Origin of the sequence: Lentzea alba (genome assembly GCF_047445655.1) — a bacterium.
GTDB classification, from domain to species: Bacteria; Actinomycetota; Actinomycetes; order Mycobacteriales; family Pseudonocardiaceae; genus Lentzea; species Lentzea alba_A.
The window spans coordinates 37,862-55,119 of the sequence record NZ_JAJAEG010000033.1 but is presented as its reverse complement, the minus strand read 5'-3'; the positions used below and the strand labels follow the sequence as shown (position 1 = coordinate 55,119).

Annotated in this window: 15 protein-coding genes; 5 read left to right on the top strand and 10 right to left on the bottom strand. The window is 69.5% G+C overall.

The genetic code is table 11. From position 1 onward, the window contains the following. Positions 1–48: 48 nt before the first annotated feature. Both LFM09_RS40000 and LFM09_RS39995 read right to left on the bottom strand, forming a co-directional pair. A complete protein-coding gene (locus LFM09_RS40000) occupies positions 49–780 on the bottom strand; it encodes a tryptophan 2,3-dioxygenase family protein (RefSeq protein WP_414101882.1) in 732 nt (243 codons plus the stop codon). 124 nt (positions 781–904) lie between these two features. Continuing rightward, entirely contained in the window at positions 905–1,675 is a 771-nt protein-coding gene (locus LFM09_RS39995) for a thioesterase II family protein (protein ID WP_414101844.1), read from the bottom strand. Positions 1,676–1,854: 179 nt separating this feature from the next. On the opposite strand from LFM09_RS39995, the gene LFM09_RS39990 reads away from it, so the two are divergent. The 4 genes from LFM09_RS39990 to LFM09_RS39975 are packed head-to-tail and all read left to right on the top strand — an operon-like array spanning position 1,855 to position 6,804. Beyond that, the gene (locus LFM09_RS39990; RefSeq protein ID WP_414101843.1) at positions 1,855–2,133 is read left to right on the top strand and encodes an acyl carrier protein; all 279 of its coding nucleotides are present in this window, start codon (positions 1,855–1,857) and stop codon (positions 2,131–2,133) included. Continuing rightward, positions 2,130–4,433: an amino acid adenylation domain-containing protein gene (locus LFM09_RS39985; RefSeq protein ID WP_414101842.1), complete on the top strand. Its 2,304-nt coding sequence runs from the start codon at positions 2,130–2,132 to the stop codon at positions 4,431–4,433. The genes LFM09_RS39990 and LFM09_RS39985 overlap by 4 nt, the downstream gene beginning before the upstream one ends. Before the next feature lie 37 nt (positions 4,434–4,470). Then, the gene (locus LFM09_RS39980) at positions 4,471–5,676 is read left to right on the top strand and encodes a hypothetical protein (RefSeq protein WP_414101841.1); all 1,206 of its coding nucleotides are present in this window, start codon (positions 4,471–4,473) and stop codon (positions 5,674–5,676) included. Positions 5,677–5,721: 45 nt separating this feature from the next. After that, on the top strand, positions 5,722–6,804 hold the full coding sequence (locus LFM09_RS39975; protein ID WP_414101840.1) for a DUF2332 domain-containing protein: 1,083 nt from the start codon (positions 5,722–5,724) through the stop codon (positions 6,802–6,804). A 155-nt stretch (positions 6,805–6,959) separates the two neighbouring features. On the opposite strand, the gene LFM09_RS39970 is transcribed toward LFM09_RS39975, so the two are convergent. The 6 genes from LFM09_RS39970 to LFM09_RS39945 form a co-directional block, all read right to left on the bottom strand. Next, positions 6,960–8,393 carry a cytochrome P450 gene (locus LFM09_RS39970; RefSeq protein WP_414101839.1) on the bottom strand — a complete coding sequence of 478 codons (1,434 nt, stop codon included), beginning with the start codon at positions 8,391–8,393 and terminating at the stop codon, positions 6,960–6,962. Then, positions 8,290–9,384 (bottom strand): terpene synthase family protein, encoded by a 1,095-nt coding sequence (locus tag LFM09_RS39965; protein WP_414101838.1) that lies wholly within the window; start codon positions 9,382–9,384, stop codon positions 8,290–8,292. The genes LFM09_RS39970 and LFM09_RS39965 overlap by 104 nt, the downstream gene beginning before the upstream one ends. Next, entirely contained in the window at positions 9,357–10,487 is a 1,131-nt protein-coding gene (locus LFM09_RS39960; protein WP_414101837.1) for a polyprenyl synthetase family protein, read from the bottom strand. The genes LFM09_RS39965 and LFM09_RS39960 overlap by 28 nt, the downstream gene beginning before the upstream one ends. Then, a complete protein-coding gene (locus LFM09_RS39955; protein ID WP_414101836.1) occupies positions 10,484–11,833 on the bottom strand; it encodes a cytochrome P450 in 1,350 nt (449 codons plus the stop codon). Before LFM09_RS39955 ends, LFM09_RS39960 begins: the two co-directional genes overlap by 4 nt. An 11-nt stretch (positions 11,834–11,844) precedes the next feature. Next, positions 11,845–13,029 carry a hypothetical protein gene (locus LFM09_RS39950; RefSeq protein ID WP_414101835.1) on the bottom strand — a complete coding sequence of 395 codons (1,185 nt, stop codon included), beginning with the start codon at positions 13,027–13,029 and terminating at the stop codon, positions 11,845–11,847. A 245-nt stretch (positions 13,030–13,274) separates the two neighbouring features. Further along, positions 13,275–14,123 (bottom strand): hypothetical protein, encoded by an 849-nt coding sequence (locus LFM09_RS39945; protein WP_414101834.1) that lies wholly within the window; start codon positions 14,121–14,123, stop codon positions 13,275–13,277. A gap of 301 nt (positions 14,124–14,424) precedes the next feature. Between LFM09_RS39945 and LFM09_RS39940 the strand changes: the two genes are divergently transcribed. Further along, positions 14,425–15,465: a pyridoxal phosphate-dependent aminotransferase gene (locus LFM09_RS39940; protein WP_414101833.1), complete on the top strand. Its 1,041-nt coding sequence runs from the start codon at positions 14,425–14,427 to the stop codon at positions 15,463–15,465. Positions 15,466–15,469: 4 nt separating this feature from the next. On the opposite strand, the gene LFM09_RS39935 is transcribed toward LFM09_RS39940, so the two are convergent. Together LFM09_RS39935 and LFM09_RS39930 are read right to left on the bottom strand one after the other, a co-directional pair. Next, positions 15,470–16,711 carry an MFS transporter gene (locus tag LFM09_RS39935; protein WP_414101832.1) on the bottom strand — a complete coding sequence of 414 codons (1,242 nt, stop codon included), beginning with the start codon at positions 16,709–16,711 and terminating at the stop codon, positions 15,470–15,472. Further along, positions 16,711–17,229: a MarR family winged helix-turn-helix transcriptional regulator gene (locus LFM09_RS39930; RefSeq protein WP_414101831.1), complete on the bottom strand. Its 519-nt coding sequence runs from the start codon at positions 17,227–17,229 to the stop codon at positions 16,711–16,713. Before LFM09_RS39930 ends, LFM09_RS39935 begins: the two co-directional genes overlap by 1 nt. Positions 17,230–17,258: the final 29 nt, after the last annotated feature.

The following is a 17,258-nucleotide window of genomic DNA, read 5'->3' as shown; positions in this document are numbered from 1 at the left end:
CCCCCCCCCCCCCGGCCGCTTTTTGCCCCGCCGCAGGTCAGGCGGGGTCTATCTCTCGATCGACTGGCCCCGCACCCGGCGCAGCGTCGGAAACGGCATGGTGACCCGCCGGGCCAGGAAGTCGACACCGCTCGTGCCGCCCGTGCCCTCGTTGCTCCCGACCATCTTCGAGATCAGCGCCAGGTGGGCCACCTTCCAGTGCCAGTAGCCGTTGCCGATCTCCAGCAACGCCTCGGCGACTCGGTGCAGAGCCCCTGCGCCGACGCCCTGCACGCACACGTCCTGAACGGACAGCCCGTGATATTCCACGGCCGCCTCGAACACCTTGTACAGGCTTTCGGGACTCTCGTCGTCGCCGAGCAACCGCGACATCTGCCGGAACTGCGTGGACTGGACCCCGCTCGCCGTTCCCAGGTACGGCCTGAACTCGGCGAAGTACCGGATCGGCAGTTTCTCCAGCACGAGCAGCTGACCGTGCAACAGCCGGAGGATCTCCCCCGTTCTGAGCAGGTACTCCAGGCTCTGTTCGAGATCGCCGACGTCACACGGCGGCAGAAGCGCCTCCGCCGCACAGGTCAGGTCCGTCCCGATTTGTTTCAGCCACAGCTCGCAGGACTGGTGTGCGATGATGAAGAACTGTTCGGCCAGCACCACGGCGCGATTGGCCGTCGGAGGTATCTGCGTTTCCTGCAACGAAAGCAGGGTCTCCATCCGCAGATAGTCCGCATAGGTCAGAGTGCCCAAGCTGCCGCTCCCTCGCTGATGAGCGCACCGGTAAATTGATCACTTCAACAAGGCACGCGTGCTGAATGACCCATGGCCACTCGCGCCGACAAAGTCCGGTCATCCGTGGCGGAATCATGACACGGCCAGAAGACCGCCAATCCGCGATCTTTCGTCTCTCTTACACGGAGAAACCGGTCTTGAGTCCCTGCCGCACGGCCCGCGCCAGCTCGACCGGCTGAGTGCCCGGCAGGTCGTGACCTCCCGACTCCAGCGGCACGACCTGGAACGGCCCGGTGGTGAACGCCGACCACGCGTCGATGTGCGCGCGCTCCATCGTGTGGTCGTCACGACTGAAGACGGCCACCGTCGGAGCCGAGACGGGGTCGACAGATCCGCGCTCGAACAGCGCCAGCTCGTAGGTCTCGATGAGCTCGTAGTCGGCGCGCACGACGGCCTCGTAGATCTCCAGCATCTCCTCGTTGCCGAGGATCTGGGGCGGGAGGTACCCGTCGGTCTCGACCTGGCGCAGGAAGTCCGCCCGCGGCAGGGCCCACGTCGGCTCGCGCCGAATGCTCCCCGGCGCGGGATGGGAGGACACGGCCAGTCCCCGCAGCTGGGCGGGGTCCAGGCGGCGCGCCACCTCGTACGCGATCGCCGAACCGGCGCAGTGGCCGTACAGCACCACCGGCCGGCCGTCCGCGTGGCGGACCAGCTCGTCCGCGAGCTTGTCGGCGAGCTCCGCCATGACCGTCTCCACCGGGTCGCTGAGCCGGGACTCACGACCCGGCAGGCGCACACCGAAGGTGTCGAACTCGTCCGCGAGCTCGGTGCACAGCCGGCGCACCGCGGTCGACCCCGCTCCCGCGTGGGGAAACGCGTACAGCGCACAACTCTTGTTCCCGCCGGGAGAGACACCGACGAACCAACGACTCTTCGTGTTCGTTCCCATGCACCTGAGGAAAGTCTCCCCGTTCCTTTCTGTCGCAGCGAAACACCACGTCTGCGACCAAGGTGACAGCGCGTGCGACTCGGGCGCGTCCACGCTGACTGACCTCTGAAAGATCCACGGACGCGGCCAGGGGCCGTGGCGAGACTGGCTCCCCGACGGCTGATGGCAGGGAGCGAGTGGTGAACGACATCGAATCCGATCACGACAGCTCGGAACGTGAGCTGCTGCGTGCCCACGTGCGGGCCGGCTGGGTCTCCGCGCTCACGCACGACCGCTTCGGCGACGACGACGACTTCTTCGAGATCGGCGGGCACTCGCTGCTGATCGCCGACATCATGGCCGAGCTCGCGGCGAAGGCGGGTATCCGCCTGTCGTTGCGGCTGTTCTTCGACAACCCGACGGTGAACGAGCTGACCGACGCGCTGGCCTCCGCCCAGGCACTCGGGTCGCGCCGATGAGCGCCGCCACCCCGGTCGCACCGTGGAGCGGCTGGAACGAGACGACGCGCCCGTTCCGGGGCGACGCCACGATCCCCGAACTGCTCGCGGAGGCCGCCCAGCGGTACCCGGACCGCCCGGCGATCATCACGTCGGACGGGCAGGTCCTGACCCACGGCGAGCTGGACCGCCGCGCCAACCGGCTCGCGCGGCTGCTGCGCGACCTCGGACTCGGCCGAGGCGACACCGTGGCCCTCTTCAGCGGGCGCGACCCGTGGGCCCTCGCCGGGCTGCTGGCCGTGCTCAAGTGCGGCGCGGCCTACGTCCCGCTCGATCCCGCGTGGCCGGCCCGCCGGGTGGTCGGGCTGCTCAACCAGCTCCACGTGACCGCCGTGCTGACCGACCGGCCCCGGCTGGGTTCCGTGCAGGAGCTCCGGTGGGAGGTGCCGTCGCTGCGCCACGTGGTGTGTCCCGGCATCCCGGAAGAGCACTCGTGGTCGGCCACTCTCAAGCGCGACCGGGTCGCGGAGTTCTTCGACTTCGTGGCGGAGTCCTCCGACGAGCTGGAGGCCGCCGGTTTCAACCTGCGCCGCTCGGACCGGCCCTTCGACGAGCAGGACGTGCGGGGCTATCGCGACCACGTGGCGTCGTTCGTGCTGGCCGCGGCGCCGGTCGAACGGCCGGCGATCCTCGAGATCGGGTGCGGGTCCGGCCTGATCGCCGAGGCCCTGGCCGCGCACGCGTCCCGCTACGTCGCCGTCGACCCGTCACCGGTGTCCGTGGCGCGCAGCCGGGAACGCGCCGGGGTCGAGGGCGTCGTGTGCTTCGCCGACGAGGCCGCCGAGAAGGTGCGGGGGCCGTTCGACGTCGTCGTGCTGGCCAGCACCGTGCAGTTCCTGCCGGACCTCGACTACCTGGCCGGTGTCCTCGCGTCCCTGCGGGGATCGATCAGCGACGACGGCGTGATCGTGCTCGCCGACCTCGTCGACCCCGAGTCCGGCGACACCGCGGGCCTGCGCGTGTCACCGCGTTTCATCGAGCGCCTGCCCGAGCTCCTGCCCGGGGTGGCCAAGGCCGAGGTCCACCGTCGCGACGCCGAGGCGTTCGCGGGCGAGCTGGCCCGGCGCTACGACGCCGTGATCCGCCTGATGCCCGACCGCGCGGCGGAGCGCGAGCCGTTGTGGACCGGGCACCACGTCGCCGCCCGCCCGGCCGATCCGCTGCCCGAGGGGCCGGTGGCCGAGGACATCGCCTACGTCATCTTCACGTCCGGCTCGACCGGTGCGCCCAAGGGAGTCGTGGTCAACCACCGGTCGGTGGTGAACCTCGTCGACTGGCTGAACCGCACCTACGAGGTCGGACCTGCCGACAAGATCCTCTTCGTCACGTCCTTCTGCTTCGACCTCTCCGTCTACGACATCTTCGGCGTGCTCGCCGCGGGTGCCTGCGTGCGGCTGGCGTCAGCGGAGGAGATCGCCGAGCCGGACGTCCTGGTGGACCTGCTCGAGCAGGAGGACATCACCATCTGGGACTCGGCCCCCGCGGCATTGGCGATGGTGATGCCGTTCGCCGGGGTCCGCGAGCCCGCGGGCCGTGACACGCTGCGCCTCGTCCTGCTGAGCGGCGACTGGATTCCGGTGCCGCTGCCCGACCAGATCCGGGCCGCCTTCCCCGGCGCCGGGGTCGTGGGGCTGGGCGGTGCCACGGAGTGCACGGTCTGGTCGAACCACTACCCGGTGGGCGAAGTCGACCTCTCGTGGCCGAGCATCCCGTACGGGAAACCGATGCAGAACGCCCGTTACTACGTGCTCGACGGCGACCTGCGGCCCTGCCCCGTGGGCGAGGAGGGCGATCTGTACATCTCCGGCGAGTGCGTCGTCGTGGGCTACGCCGCCGCCAGCCGCCTCACCGCCGTCAAGTTCCGGCCCGACCCGTGGGCCGACCGCCCCGGCGAGCGGATGTACCACACCGGTGACCGCGCCCGCTGGCTGCCGAACGGGAACGTCGAGTTCCTGGGGCGCCTCGACGACCAGGTCAAGGTGCGCGGCTACCGGATCGAGCTGGGCGAGGTGCAGAGCGCGCTCCTGCAGTGCCCCGGCATCCGGGCGGCCGCGGTGGTGGCGCCCTCGGGACCGCGTGGACGGACGCTGGCCGCCTTCTACGTCCCGACGGCGGAACCACTCGCCAAGGCGGAGATCGTCGGTGCCCTCCAGGCGATCCTGCCGTCGTACATGGTCCCCACGCGCATCGTCGCACTCGACGAGATGCCGCTGACGGACACGGGCAAGGTCGACCGGGCCTCCCTGCTGCGCAGTCTGTGATCCCCCTTCTCTTCTCACTTCACCGAAAGGCATGGCGATGAACCCCAGCACCGCAGGGATTTCGCGGCGCCGTCTGCTGATCGCCGCGGCGGGTGCCGCCGGAGTCGCGGCCCTGCCCGGCCTGGCTCACGCCGCCCCGGACTCGCGCGGTACCCGGACGGGCTTCCACGACATCGGGTCGCTCGCCGGTCCCGGCACGGCGAGCGAGGGCGCGGACATCAACGACCGCGGCGACGTCGTGGGCGTGACCGCACTCCCCGGCACGGCCGTGAGCCACGCGTTCATCATGAACCCGGGCGTTGAGGGCGGCCGGCTGTTCGACCTCATGCCGTCCGAGCCGCGCAGCTCGCGGGCCGACGCGGTCAACCGGTACGGAGTCGTGGCCGGCACGCTCGGCCTCGGCCTCCCGCCGTCGTCGGGAGCGGCGGCGCAGGCGCGGCTGATGCGCGGCGTGGCAGGCGCGGCGGAGCGGGCGAACGAGCCCACGAGGGCCTTCGTCTGGAGCGCGCGGACCGGGATCGACGTCCTGCCGCTGCCGCCCGGCGCGTTCGCTGCCCTGTCCGTCGACATCAACGACAGGGGCACCGTTCTCGTCGTCGGCACCAACGACGTTCCAGACCCGAACGTGCCGGGCTTGAACTTCCCCATCGGCTCGTTCCTGTGGAACCCGGCCACGCGCACGTACACCCAGCTGCCGCCGCCCGACCCGTCGGTGCCCGGCGCCGTGGCCCTCGCGCGCAAGCTCGACGCACGCGGCGGGGCGGCGGGCGGCGTGATCGTCCCGATCGACGCGGTGGCCTGGCGGCACACGGCGGTCGTGTGGGACCCCGGCACCCGCACCCCGCACACGCTCACCAGCGGCGGCACCACCGACACGTTCGCCTCCGACCGCAACGAGAGCGGGATGGTCGTCGGCTGGCGGTCCAACGGCGCCCAGCCCACCGCCGTCTACTGGCCGTCGCGCACCGCCGACCCCGTCGAGCTGCCCGGTCGCGTGGCGTCCGAGGTCAACGACCGCGGCCAGATCGCCGGCGCGAAGGACTTCCCCGGCTCGACGGCCTTCCCGTTCTCCTCGGTCGTCTGGGAACCGCTGCGGGGACGCACGACCGAGCTCCGCGACAACGGCCTCGGCTCGTACGTCGTGGCGATCAACGCCTCCGGCCGGACCGCGGGGTACGCCCTGGCGGCGACCGACGGCCGCAACCACACCACCGCCTGCTGGTGGGAGGCTCCGCGGCGCTGAGGTCGCAAGATCACCGCTTCCTGCGGACGGGCTAGGATCGGCCGAGTGCCGAAGCCGACCGCAGGAAGCGCCCGCCCGCTCGCTCAGGTGTACCGGCGCTTCGCCGAGGCCGACGCGGCCGAGATGTCGCCGCTGTACGAACGCGTGGCCGTCGCGCTGAGCGAGTCCGCCGAGGCGTTGCGCGCGATCGAGGCGGCACCGGCGCAGAAACGGCACCCGAAGGTCGTCCTGGCCGCACTGCACGACCTCGTCCTCGCCGGGCAGGCCCCTGCCCTCGCCAAGGCCTACGCCGAGTCCGACGTCGACGCCGCCGCCCGTGCCGCCGTCGACACGGTGCTGGACCTGGCCGACGAGGTCGTCGCCATCGCCTCCCGCCGCAAGACGAAGACCGGCGAGACGGGCCGCTACGGCGTGCTGTACCCGGCCATCGCCGAAGCGGCCCGCCGGGCGGGCGCAGACGCGGTAGGACTGATCGACTTCGGCACCTCGGCCGGGTTCAACCTCAACGTCGACCGCGTCGGCATCACCTACAGCACAGGACAGGTCCTCGGCGACCCGTCGTCCCCGCTGAGGTGGTGGTGCTCGGTCGTGGACGGCAGGCCCGTCCCGCAGCGGCCGATCCCCGAGGTCGTGGCCAGGATCAACATCGACCCCGACCCGATCGACGTCACCGACACCGACGACGCCCGCTGGCTGCGAGCATGCCTGCCACCGGACGCGCAGGAGCGAACTGCCGCAAGGCTCGAAGCGGAGATGGCGCTGGCGGCGACAGCGCCTCCGACGCTGCTGCGGGGCAACGTCCTCAAGGTGCTGCCCGACGCCCTCACCCGCGTGCCCGCGAACGCCCTGCCGGTCGTCACCACCACGTGGGCGTTGTCGAAGCTCCCGGTGGACGGCCGCCACCGCTTCCTGAAGCACCTGGAGGAAGCGGCGACCGACCGCCCGGTGGCGTGGGTGTCGGCCGAAGGCGTAGGCGTCGCACCGGCGATCTCGACGTTCGGCGACCGCCGCGCCTCCGGCCACAGCATTCTCGGCGTGACGGTGTGCCACCGGTCGGAGGTGCACGCCGACGCGGTGGGCCGCTGCTGGTCCCGCGGCCACTTCCTGGAGTGGCACCCCGAGGGCTGACGATCAACGCGCCAACCGCCGCACCGATGCGTCAACAGCCCCGGGGACGACAGTCGCAAGTGGACGACCACGCGGACAACCCGCCCGCACCTCCTCGACACCAACGGCGCCCAGCGCCTCCCCGACCACGGAGTGACACCCCCGAGGGCTGACGATCAACGCGCCAACCGCCGCACCGTCGCGTCAACAGCCCCGGGAATGACCGTCGCAAGTGGACGGCCGTGCGGATAACGCGCCCGAGCCTCCTCAATCCGAACAGCAGCCAACACCTCCCCCACCACGATCCACATCATCTGCCACGCATACCGCTCACCCACGCAATGCCGCGGACCGAGCCCGAACGGCATGAACGCCGTCTCCTGGGAGATCGGGCAACCGCTCGCCCCTGAGGACCACGGGTCGAACGACGGGCCGATCGGGAAGTTGACGTGATCCCGATGCATGGCCCACGGGCTGTACAGGACCTCGGTACCACCGGGCAGGACTAGGCCCCCGACCGAGGTGTCGCGAATCGTGCGCCGCGAGATCGCGAAGATCGGCTGCCGGCTGCGCAGCACCTCCGAGAGCACCCGTTTGAGCAACGGTGTCTCGGCGAGATCCGGCCCGTACTCGACGCCGCGCGCCCTGGCGGCGGCCAGCTCCTCCCGCAGGTCGTCCTGCAGCGCCTGGTCGCCGGCGAGTTCCACGGTCAGCCAGGCGAGTGCCGTGGCGGCCGTCTCCGCGCCCGCCAGCGTCACGGAGACGATCTGGTCCGCGATCTCCTCCGAGCTCAACGGCTTTCCGTCGGGACCGTCGACCGACCGCATGACCGAGACGAGGTCCAGCCGGTCGGACGTGGCCCCCGAATGCGACTGCATGGCCGCGACGATGGCCGACCTCAGTCGGTCCATCGCGGTGTCGTGCAACCGGTTCTTCTTCGTCGGCACGCGGAGGTACCAGCCGGGGACCACGGTGCGCAGCATGGCCGACTCCAGCACGACGGCCAGCCACTCGTGGATGCCGTCGAACTTCGCGGCGTCGAGCTCGGTGCCGAACATGGTGGCGCCCAGGATCTTGAACGCCACGCGGTGCAGCGCGGCGTCGAGGTCGACGGTGCCGTCCCAGCCCGCGAGGTCTGAGCGCACCACCTCGGTCATCAGCCCGGCGAGGCCGATGACGTGCTCTCGCTTGAAGAACCGGTCGAGGTAGACCCGCTGCCTGCGGTGCTCGGCCCCGTTCGCGGTCACGACCCCGTTGCCCACCAGGCGCCGCACCCGGTCGAAGAACACGCCCTTCTCGAAGTCCCCGCGCCGGTCGACGAGCATCTCCTTGACCAGCAAGGCATCCGTGAGGTGCACGAGGTCCTGGCCGAACGCGTGGAAGACGTGCACGCCGGCCGTGTCGTTGAGCGAGGCGACGTACGCCAGCGGGTCGCGGGCGAGCCGGACCACCGCCCTGGTCAGGCTCGCGCCCCGGTACAGGCGGACGCGGTGGCCCGCGGCCCGGTCAGACCAGTCCTTCCGCCACGAGGTCCCGGAAAGCCTTGCCGGTAAAGCGCGTGCTGCCCGGTAGAAGCTGAACGACCTGCGGGTACCGGCCATCCCACTCATGCCTTTCTCCGTTGTAGCGAGTGGTGCGGTACGACCATTCGACGTTCCCGCACATCATGTGCCAGAGCAGTCCCCCGTAGACGCTCACGGGGTGCCCGGCTCCCAGCTCGGCGATGGTGTCGCGCAGCTCCTTGCGGAAGGCGTTCTCGTTGCGCAGCACCTCGATCCCCACGCGGTCGAACGCCTCCTGGACGGTGAGCCGCTCGCTGAGGATCAGCGTGGCGACGGCGTTCACGACGTCGTCGGCCTCGGCCTCGGTCCGGAACGAGTACAGGTCGTTCGCCAGCGCGATGTGGTCCAGCGCGTGCGCCAGCAGCCGTTCCTTGTGCTCCGCACCGCTGCGTTCCCCGCCGGGGAACGGTGGTGCGAGCGCCTCCCCGAGAGCGAAGTACATGCCCATGCCGACGCTGTCGCGCCGCATGCGCAGGTACGTGTCGAAGTCGTACACGTCCGCCGAGTTGCGATATCGCACCTCTTCCACGCAGCCGGCGAAGAACCGGTACACCTCGCGGTGCAGGCTCCCCCACACCTCGTCGGTCAGGTACCCGCGCAGGGTGGACAGGCATTCGATCAGCGGCTTGAACCAGATCGCCATCTCCTCGTCGGCGGAGGCGCCGGGTGCTCCACCGTCGAACACCACGTCGATGGCCGCCTTCAGCGTCGCGGCGTACACCGCGTCGCTGCCGAGGCGTTCCTTGTCGACGAGCGCGTTGTCCAGAATGGACAGGTACTCGGTGTACCTGGCCGCCGCGACCAGGAACTCGTAGGGAGCGGTGGGCAGGACGAGGACCGTCCACAGTGACGCGCGCTCGGCCAGCAGTGTCGTCAGATCCTCCGGTGGCAGCAGGTTCGCGAGTCCCTGCCGGCACCACTGCTGGCTGTCCGCGACGACCTGTGCGCTGTCCTGCCTCTCGGCGGCGGGCACGCAGTGACCGAAACTCGGCAGCAGGACGTACTCGCCGCTCAGCGCCTGGTTGAGACTTTTTGCCACGGCAGGAACCTCTCGGTGAACAGAACGGGAAGCCGGTCGTGCGGAATCAGCTCGTGCTCGACGTGGTCGATCGTGCGGTCGGAGAACCCGGCGTCGCGCAGCCGGGACCGGGCTCGCCCCAGCAACGTCTGCAGCTCGCCGATGACCCGATCTCCGTGTGCCCGCACGATTCCGCGGTAGCGGGCGAGGTCCGGCCCGGTGCAGCGGCCGTGCCCGTAGACCTGGCGCAGCACCGCGAGCTCGTCGGCGGTGGCGTGGTCGCGGACGAGGTGGTGCAGGAGCGTCGCCTTGCCCGTGTTCATGTCGTCCAACGGGTTCTTGCCCGTCGTCGTGGAGTCGGCGAGCAACCCGTTGAGGTCGTCGAGGAGCTGGAAGGCCTCCCCGTACGCCGATCCGGCCGTGTCGAACAACGGCATGACGTCGTCATCAGCGCCGGCGCACAAGGCAGCCAGTCTCATCGGCGCGATCACGGTGTACCAAGCGGTCTTGTTCACCGCCATGCTGGTGATCGCCCCGCGGTCCGCGCTGGCCCTGCGGCGTTCGAGCAGGACGTCCTGGAACTCGCCGACCACGGTACGCAGCTGGACGTCCTGGAAGACCTCGGTCATGCGGTCCCGCACGGGTTCCTCGACGCGGCCCATCGCGCGGGCGCACAACACCAGCAGCACGTCCCCGCCGAGCAATCCGGCCGCGAGCCCGAGCCTGGCCGGCGGGGACGAGTCGCCGTTGCGCTGTTCTGCGACGCTCCAGCCGGTGTGCAGGGTGGGGTGGTGCCTGCGGGTGTCGCTCTCGTCGATGATGTCGTCGTGGACCAGTGCCGCGGCGTGGAACAGCTCCAGCGCGGCACAGGCGTGGGCGAGGTTCTCCAGCGCCTGCTCCGTGACGCTTTGGTAGCCGTGCAACACGTGCGCCGCCACCCGCGTTCGCCGCATGCTGCCGAACCTCGTGACGAAGTCGGCCAGCCGTTGCGTGAACGTGGAGATCTGGCCGCTGGTGTCGAGATCGGAGCTGCCGGCCAGGTCGGAGAACTCCGCGAGCAGCTCGGCCACGTTCGCGCGGACCCGGCGGGAGAGCTCGGCGGCGACGGATTCGTCGTCGGTCATCGCTTCACCACGCTCTCAAGCCGCATCGGCAGGTCACCGGCGGGCACGAGCGACCCCATGGTCGTCGGCCGCACCTGCTGACCCGGTGCCAGGGAAAGGTGGTAGCGCTGCAGGACGTTGAGCAGGGTGATGGACGTTTCGATCCACGCGAAGTGCTCACCGATGCAGTTGCGAACCCCTGCCCCGAACGGCAGGAAGGCGGTGCGCGGGTACTTCTTCCCGCCGTCGAGCCAGCGGTGGGGCTTGAACTCGTCCGGGTCGTCGTAGATCGCCGGGTCGCGCTGGATCGTGTAGACGGAGTAGAAGACCTGGGAACCCGTCGGCAGCGCGTACCCGCCGAGCGTGGTCGGCGCGAGCGTGCGGCGGCCGAGGAACCACACGGGCGGGTAAAGCCGCAACGACTCCTTGACGACGGCCTGCAGCAGGGGCAGCCGTTGGAGGGCCTGCGCGGTGCCCTCCGCGACGAGGTCGAGCCCGGCGACCTCCTCGCGCACCTGCTCCTGGATCTCCGGATGCCGTGCCAGCAGGTAGCAGGACCACGCCATGGCGCTCGGCGTCGTCTCCGAGCCCGCGGTCAGGAAGGTCAGGAACTCGTTGAGGATCTGCGCCCTGTCGTTGTCCCGGCGGGCGACCTCGTCGTCGACGTTGAGGAGCACGTCGATGAGGTCGGCCCACGCGCCCGTCTCGCGATCCGCGGCGAGCCGTTCCTCCACGAGACGGTCGCCCAGCGCCCGCAGCTCGCCGATCGCCGTGTAGAAGGCCCGCTTCTCCGGAGTGGGCAGCGCGTCGAACACCTTGGTGGGCAAGGCTCCGCGCTTCTGCATGCCCGAGATGACGACGGGCATCCTGGACTGGACGAGCGCGACGTCGGCGTCGGTCATCCGGGTGGAGAAGAGCGTGTCGATCACGACCCTGGTGGCCAGCCGGTAGAACTCCGGGTAGAGGCTCACGACGCCGGAGCCGGACCACGACTCCACCATGGCCGTGCTGTAGCGGTGCATGGCGTCGACGTAGTCGTCGATCGACGGCTTGTTGAACATGGGCTGCATGAGCCGGCGCTGACGGAAGTGGAAGTCGCCCTCCGCGAGCAGAACACCGTTGCCCAGCAACGCGCGCGCCCGCTCGTACTGCACGCCCTTGTCGTACTTCTTCGCGTCGTTCACCAGCACGTGGTAGAGCAGTTCGTGGTTGGCGATCAGGTAGGCGTCCGTCCACCCGATCTTGAGGCGGGACAGCGGTGCGGTCAGCGCCGCCTCGCTGAAGAACTCGAGCTGGTCTTTGAAGATGCCCAGTGCGTGGCCGACGATCGGCTTGGCATTCGGCACCAATGGCGGTTTGACGGCCACGGTGTGACTCCTCACCACAGGACGGGCAGCGAGCTGAAGCTGCGGAAGACGTAGCCGCCCGGCAACCGGACAGGCGGGTTCTCCTCGTCGAACCGGGGAGTGGCGGGAACGACGGCCAGCAGGTGCGACAGCACGATGCGAGCCTGCGCCCGGCCGAGGTGAGCACCGACGCAGTGGTGGATGCCGTACCCGAACCCGATGTGCCGGCTCGCGTGGGAACCGTTGCCCCGCTTGCCGTTGAGCGCCGAGTAGGCCCCGATGGCGAGGTGGACCCTGGCCCCGGCCGGCACCGTCACACCGCGCACCTCGGTGGTCTCCTCGACCAGCCGCGGCGCGCTCTGCAACGGCGGGTCGAGCACCAACGTCTCCTCGACGAACTCCGGCACCTTCGCCGGGTCCCGCGCCAGCGCCTCCCAGCGCCCGGTCTGGACGAGGATCGCCACCGCGTTGCCGATCAACCCGGACGCCACGTCGTGCCCGGCACCGATCATCATCCGCACCGCGACGATGACATCGTTGACATCGTGCACGGCGGACGGCTCGTCGATGGCGTCGACCATGTCGAGCAGCAAGCACGGCCGCCGCGCGGACACGATCTCCTCGATCAGCCGTCTCATGTAGTCCTCGTAGGCCCGCACCGCCACCGCGGCCCGCACCTGGTCCTGTTCCGCCATCGGCAGGACCTGGAGCGCGATCCACTGGTCGTTCCACTGCCTGACCCGCGGCAGATCCTCGTCCGGAATGCCGATGATCTCGGCAAGAACCCGAATGGGCAGCGGAAAAGCGAGATCCCCGATGACGTCGAAACCACTACGTCCGGACAAATCGCCACAGATCTCGGCGGTGAGCTCGCGAATCCGCGGTTCCAGCTCCGCCACCGCCGCCGACGTGAACGGTCTCCCGAACGTCCGCCGGAACGCGGTGTGCCCCGGCGGAGCCTCGTTGATCAGCGCACGCCCGAAGAACAGCGTGTCCGCGAGCACCTCCCTGGCCGCGTCCGCGATGGGGACCTGCCCCTCCAGGCACCGCGCACTGGAGAACCTGGCGTGATCCTTGAACAGTTCGAGCATCAGCACCGGATCGGTGACGACGAAGTCGTTCGGGCCGACCCTGCTCAGCGGCGCCTCGGACTGCATCGCCCGGTACATCGAGTACGGATCCGCGGTGAAGTCTTCAACGGTTCTGGCGAACGACACAAAACCCCCAGGTGAAACATCGACGACAAAGCATCAGTCACTCACCGGGTCAATCGTGACCACGGCGGGGGCAGGTTCGCAATCGACCTGAAAGAAATGGGGAAGATGAGCGCGAAGGCCGTCAGACAATACTCACCCAGGCTACTCGGCCACTACTCCGGAATGGCACACCGGGCTTTTCGCGCGCACGAAAAGCCCGCCGACCTGGGCTTTCACCCAGAATCAGCGGGCCGGCGGCAGAGCGCTTACGAGAGGTAGTCCTCCAACCCTCCGTCACGAACGGTGTCGAGGGTGAAGCAGTGGAGGCCACCGCCGAACAACCGCCGATGACGGTGGCGCACGGGCACGACGTCGAAGCCGTGTTGTTCCAGCACACGCCCCAGCTCCGGGCAGGAGTCGTTGATCATGACGGTGCGCTCGTCGATCGACAGCACGTTCAGGTCGATGAACGGGCTGGTGAGGATGACGTCGTCCTCGTCGTACTGGGGGAAGTTCTGCGTGTTGGGCTCCGGCGCCTCGATCACGTCCCACTTCTGGAGTGCGGCGGGCAGGTGGTCGAGATACTGCCGGGAGCGGATCAGCAGCGTGCCCGGCCGCAGCGGGAGCACCACGCTGTCGTTGTGGCTGTCGGTCACCCGGTGCATCCGGTGGAGGGTGTAGCGGCCCTCCAGGTGGCGTTCCAGCCACTCGACGGCCAGGCGGTGGTTGTCCGTCGCGATGTTGACCAGGATGTCCCGGCCGAACCGCAGGCACTGCGCGGCGTCGAAGAGCATCTCGATTCCGACGTCGTACGGCGAGTCGTTGACGGTCGGCACCAGCCCCATCGCGTCGGCGATCTGGTCCGCGAGGATCACGCCGGACTCGGCGCCCGGGATGACCGCGTCGACACCGAGGGGGCGCAACGCCTCGGCGGCGGCCCGCGCGTCGGCGGCGTAGCCGAGGTCGGCCGCGTAGACGGACGCGTCGAAGAGCCGGGTGTGGAACTCACCGAAGTCCGGTCTGGTGCACACGTGGACGCATTCCGCGCCGCGCTGCGCGAGCTCCTGCACGAGGACCCGGGACATCGAGAAGCCGTCGACGACCGCGATTCTCATTGCACAGTTCCTTAATTTCCCCCGGCGCCAGATGAGTTTCTGAGTGCCGCAGTCGATAGTTGTTCACGACCTGCGGCAGAACAAGGCCGAGCCACTGTCCGGTTCCTGCCAGTCCGGATCCGGACACATCCAGGCACTCGCGGTACTCACATCCACGAGGTTTGATTCGATTCGTCTGCCGGTTCACAGTTGGGGTTCTATGCGATGAATGACGGCCAGAGCTTGACCCGCTACGAAGTGATCGGACTGGGCGAGGAGTTCAACTTCGCGGACGGCCACCCCCTACCACGCGATGCCGAAAATGTACGCGTCGGTCGAGGACCGACTTTCGGAGATATGGCGGGAGACGGCGTCGAGGAAGATGCACGACCTCGAAGCCGGGTTCAAGGACGCGCTGGCCAGGCTCCTGCACTCCGACGCCCTGCGCAGCTCCAGGCACTTCTCCATCTCGCCGACCGCGTCGAGCTCCGTCGACATCGTGGCCGCGTACATGGCGTCGGAGGGTGTCCGCGTCGGCCTCATCACGCCTGCGTTCGACAACCTGAACCTCATGATGCGGCGCCGCGGGGTGGACGTCACCCCCATCCCGGAGGCGGAGTTCCTCGACCTGGACAGGCTTCGCGACCGAGTTGTTCAAGACCGCGTCGGATGCGTTTTTCTCGTTTCACCGAACAACCCCACGGGGTTCCGCCTGAGTCGCGCGGAGTTCACCGAGCTGTGCACCCTGTGCGCAAAACTGGGAAAGCTTCTCGTGGTCGATCTGACGTTCAGGTTCTACGCGGAGGAACCGTACGACGAGTACGAGATCCTGCATTCCTCCGGCGTCAGCTACTTCACCGTCGAGGACACCGGCAAGACGTGGCCGACGCACGACCTGAAGGCCAGCCTGCTCGCCTACTCCGCGGACATCGCCGCGTTGGCGCGGCAGATCTACGAGGAGATCTTCCTGTGCTCCAGCGGCTTCGCGTTGTCACTTTTCGCGGAGCTGTTCGACATCACCCACGAGGAAGGCGTCGCGAAATGCATTCTCGATGAGGCACGTCATCGGCGCGCACGCGTGGACGCCGCGCTCGCCGGGACCCAGTACCGGTCGACGTCCGGGCGGGGTGCGGTCGTCCTGCCGCTCGCGTGGCTCGACTGCGAGCTGTCCGGGCTGAGCGATCTGCAGGTGACCGACGGGTTGAGGAGCACCGGTATCGCGGTGCTGCCGGGACGGCACTTCTACTGGAACCACCCCGGCCGCAGCTCGAACTTCATCCGCCTTTCGCTGCTGCGGCCGGACGACGTGCTCCGGGACGGCCTGGACGCGATCGGCCGGCACCTGCCGACGTTGAGCTCGTGACGCGTCAGACCCCGGTGGTGACCGGCTCCTGACGCCGCCACCGGCGCAGGGCGGGATGCGTTCCCGCGATCACGCCGACCGCCAGCACGCACGCCAGTCCGCCGCTGACGGCCGAGGCGGAAGCCGACAGCAGGCTCGCGACGAGCCCCGCCCGTGCGTCGCCGATTCCCGGTCCACCCGCACCGACCGCGTACTGGGCCGAGGTGATCCGGCCGCGGAACCCGTCGGGCGTCTCCAGTTGCACGACCGTGCCGCCCGAGGTCACCGACACGTTGTCCGCGGCGCCCGCGATCGCCAGGCAGACCAGCGTCGCGGCGAGGCCGTCGAACAGACCGAAGCCGGCCATGGCCAGCCCCCAGACCGCGGCCGCGCCGAGCATCACCGCGCCGGGCCGGGCGGCGCTGGTGACCGCGCCGGACAGCAACCCGGCCGCCGTGCCGCCGACGGCGACCGCGGTGAGGAACAGTCCGAGGGTGTGCGGGTCGCCGCCGAAGCGCTCCTGGTTGATGATCGGGAACAGGGCGACCGGGATCGCCAGGACGGTCGCGGCCAGATCGGTCGCCATCACCCCGCGCAGCACCGGGCGCCGCCAGAGGAAGACGAGTCCCTCCACCGTGGCGCCCAGCCCCGCCCGCGTCGCGCCACCCTCGGGCAGCATCGCGGGCAGCCGCGACATCCCGTAAAGCGCAAGCAGAATCGCGAAGGCGTCGAAGATGTACACCCAGCTCGGTCCCCCGGCGGCGAGCACCACCCCGGCCAGTGCCGGGCCGCCCAGCATCGCCACCTGGAACGCGAGGAGGTCGAGCGCCACGCCGGCCGGAACCTGTTCCTGCGGCAGCAGCCGGGGAATGAGCGCCCGCCGCGACGCGTAGCCCAGCGCGGTGCAGGACGTCTGCGCGGCGACCAGTGCCAAGACCAGAAGCGCGGACTCGATCCCGGCAATCGCCTGCGCAGCGAGCAATCCCGCAGCGACGATCGCACCGGAACTGGTCAGCAGCATCACCCGGCGGCGGTCGTAGGTGTCCGCGAGCGTGCCGCCGTAGAGGCCCAGCACGATCGTCGGAACAGCGGTCGCCACCCCGATCGCACCCGTCCACAACGGACTCTTCGTCAGCTCCCAGACTTGGCAGAGCACCGCAACCACGGCCATCTGCCCGCTGAACCGGATCGCCGTCGTCCCGATCCAGAGCCGGCGGAACGCGGGCGAGGTCCGCAGCGGACTGATGTCCAGAAGGCCCTTCCGCACTACGTCTCCTTCACAGGTGCGAGCTCGGCCGGCGAGGCGGCGTCGAGGATGTCGGAGATCCGGTCTTTCATGCCGCGGCGGCGCAGCGCCTCCCTCGTGGCGGTCACCGCCTGGCTCAAGGAGTGCGGCATGACCTCGTCGTCGAGCTCGGCGACCGCCTGTTCGGTGGCCCGCCACTCCGCTTCGAGGAAAGGCACCAGCGAACGGGCGCGCTCGGTCAGCGTGATCCGCCGCGTGCGGGCGTCCACACCGGGCACGGAGTCGACCAGCCCGTCCCGGCGCATGGCCGCCAGGGTCTGACTCATCGCCGAATGCGTGTGCCCGAGCGATTCGGCGAGCTCGCGGATCGTCAACGGCCCGGTGTGGGCCAGCCGGATCAGGGGGTAGACGTACCGCGGACGCATGTCGGGCAGGCCGCGGGCCTGGTAGACGTCCTCGATCTCGGCCTCGACCTCGGCGAGCAGTTCCTTCAGCGCCAGCCACCGGCCTCGGGCCCGCGTCGGGTCAGACGATGTCACAGCGCTAATATAACAGCACTGTCAGACCT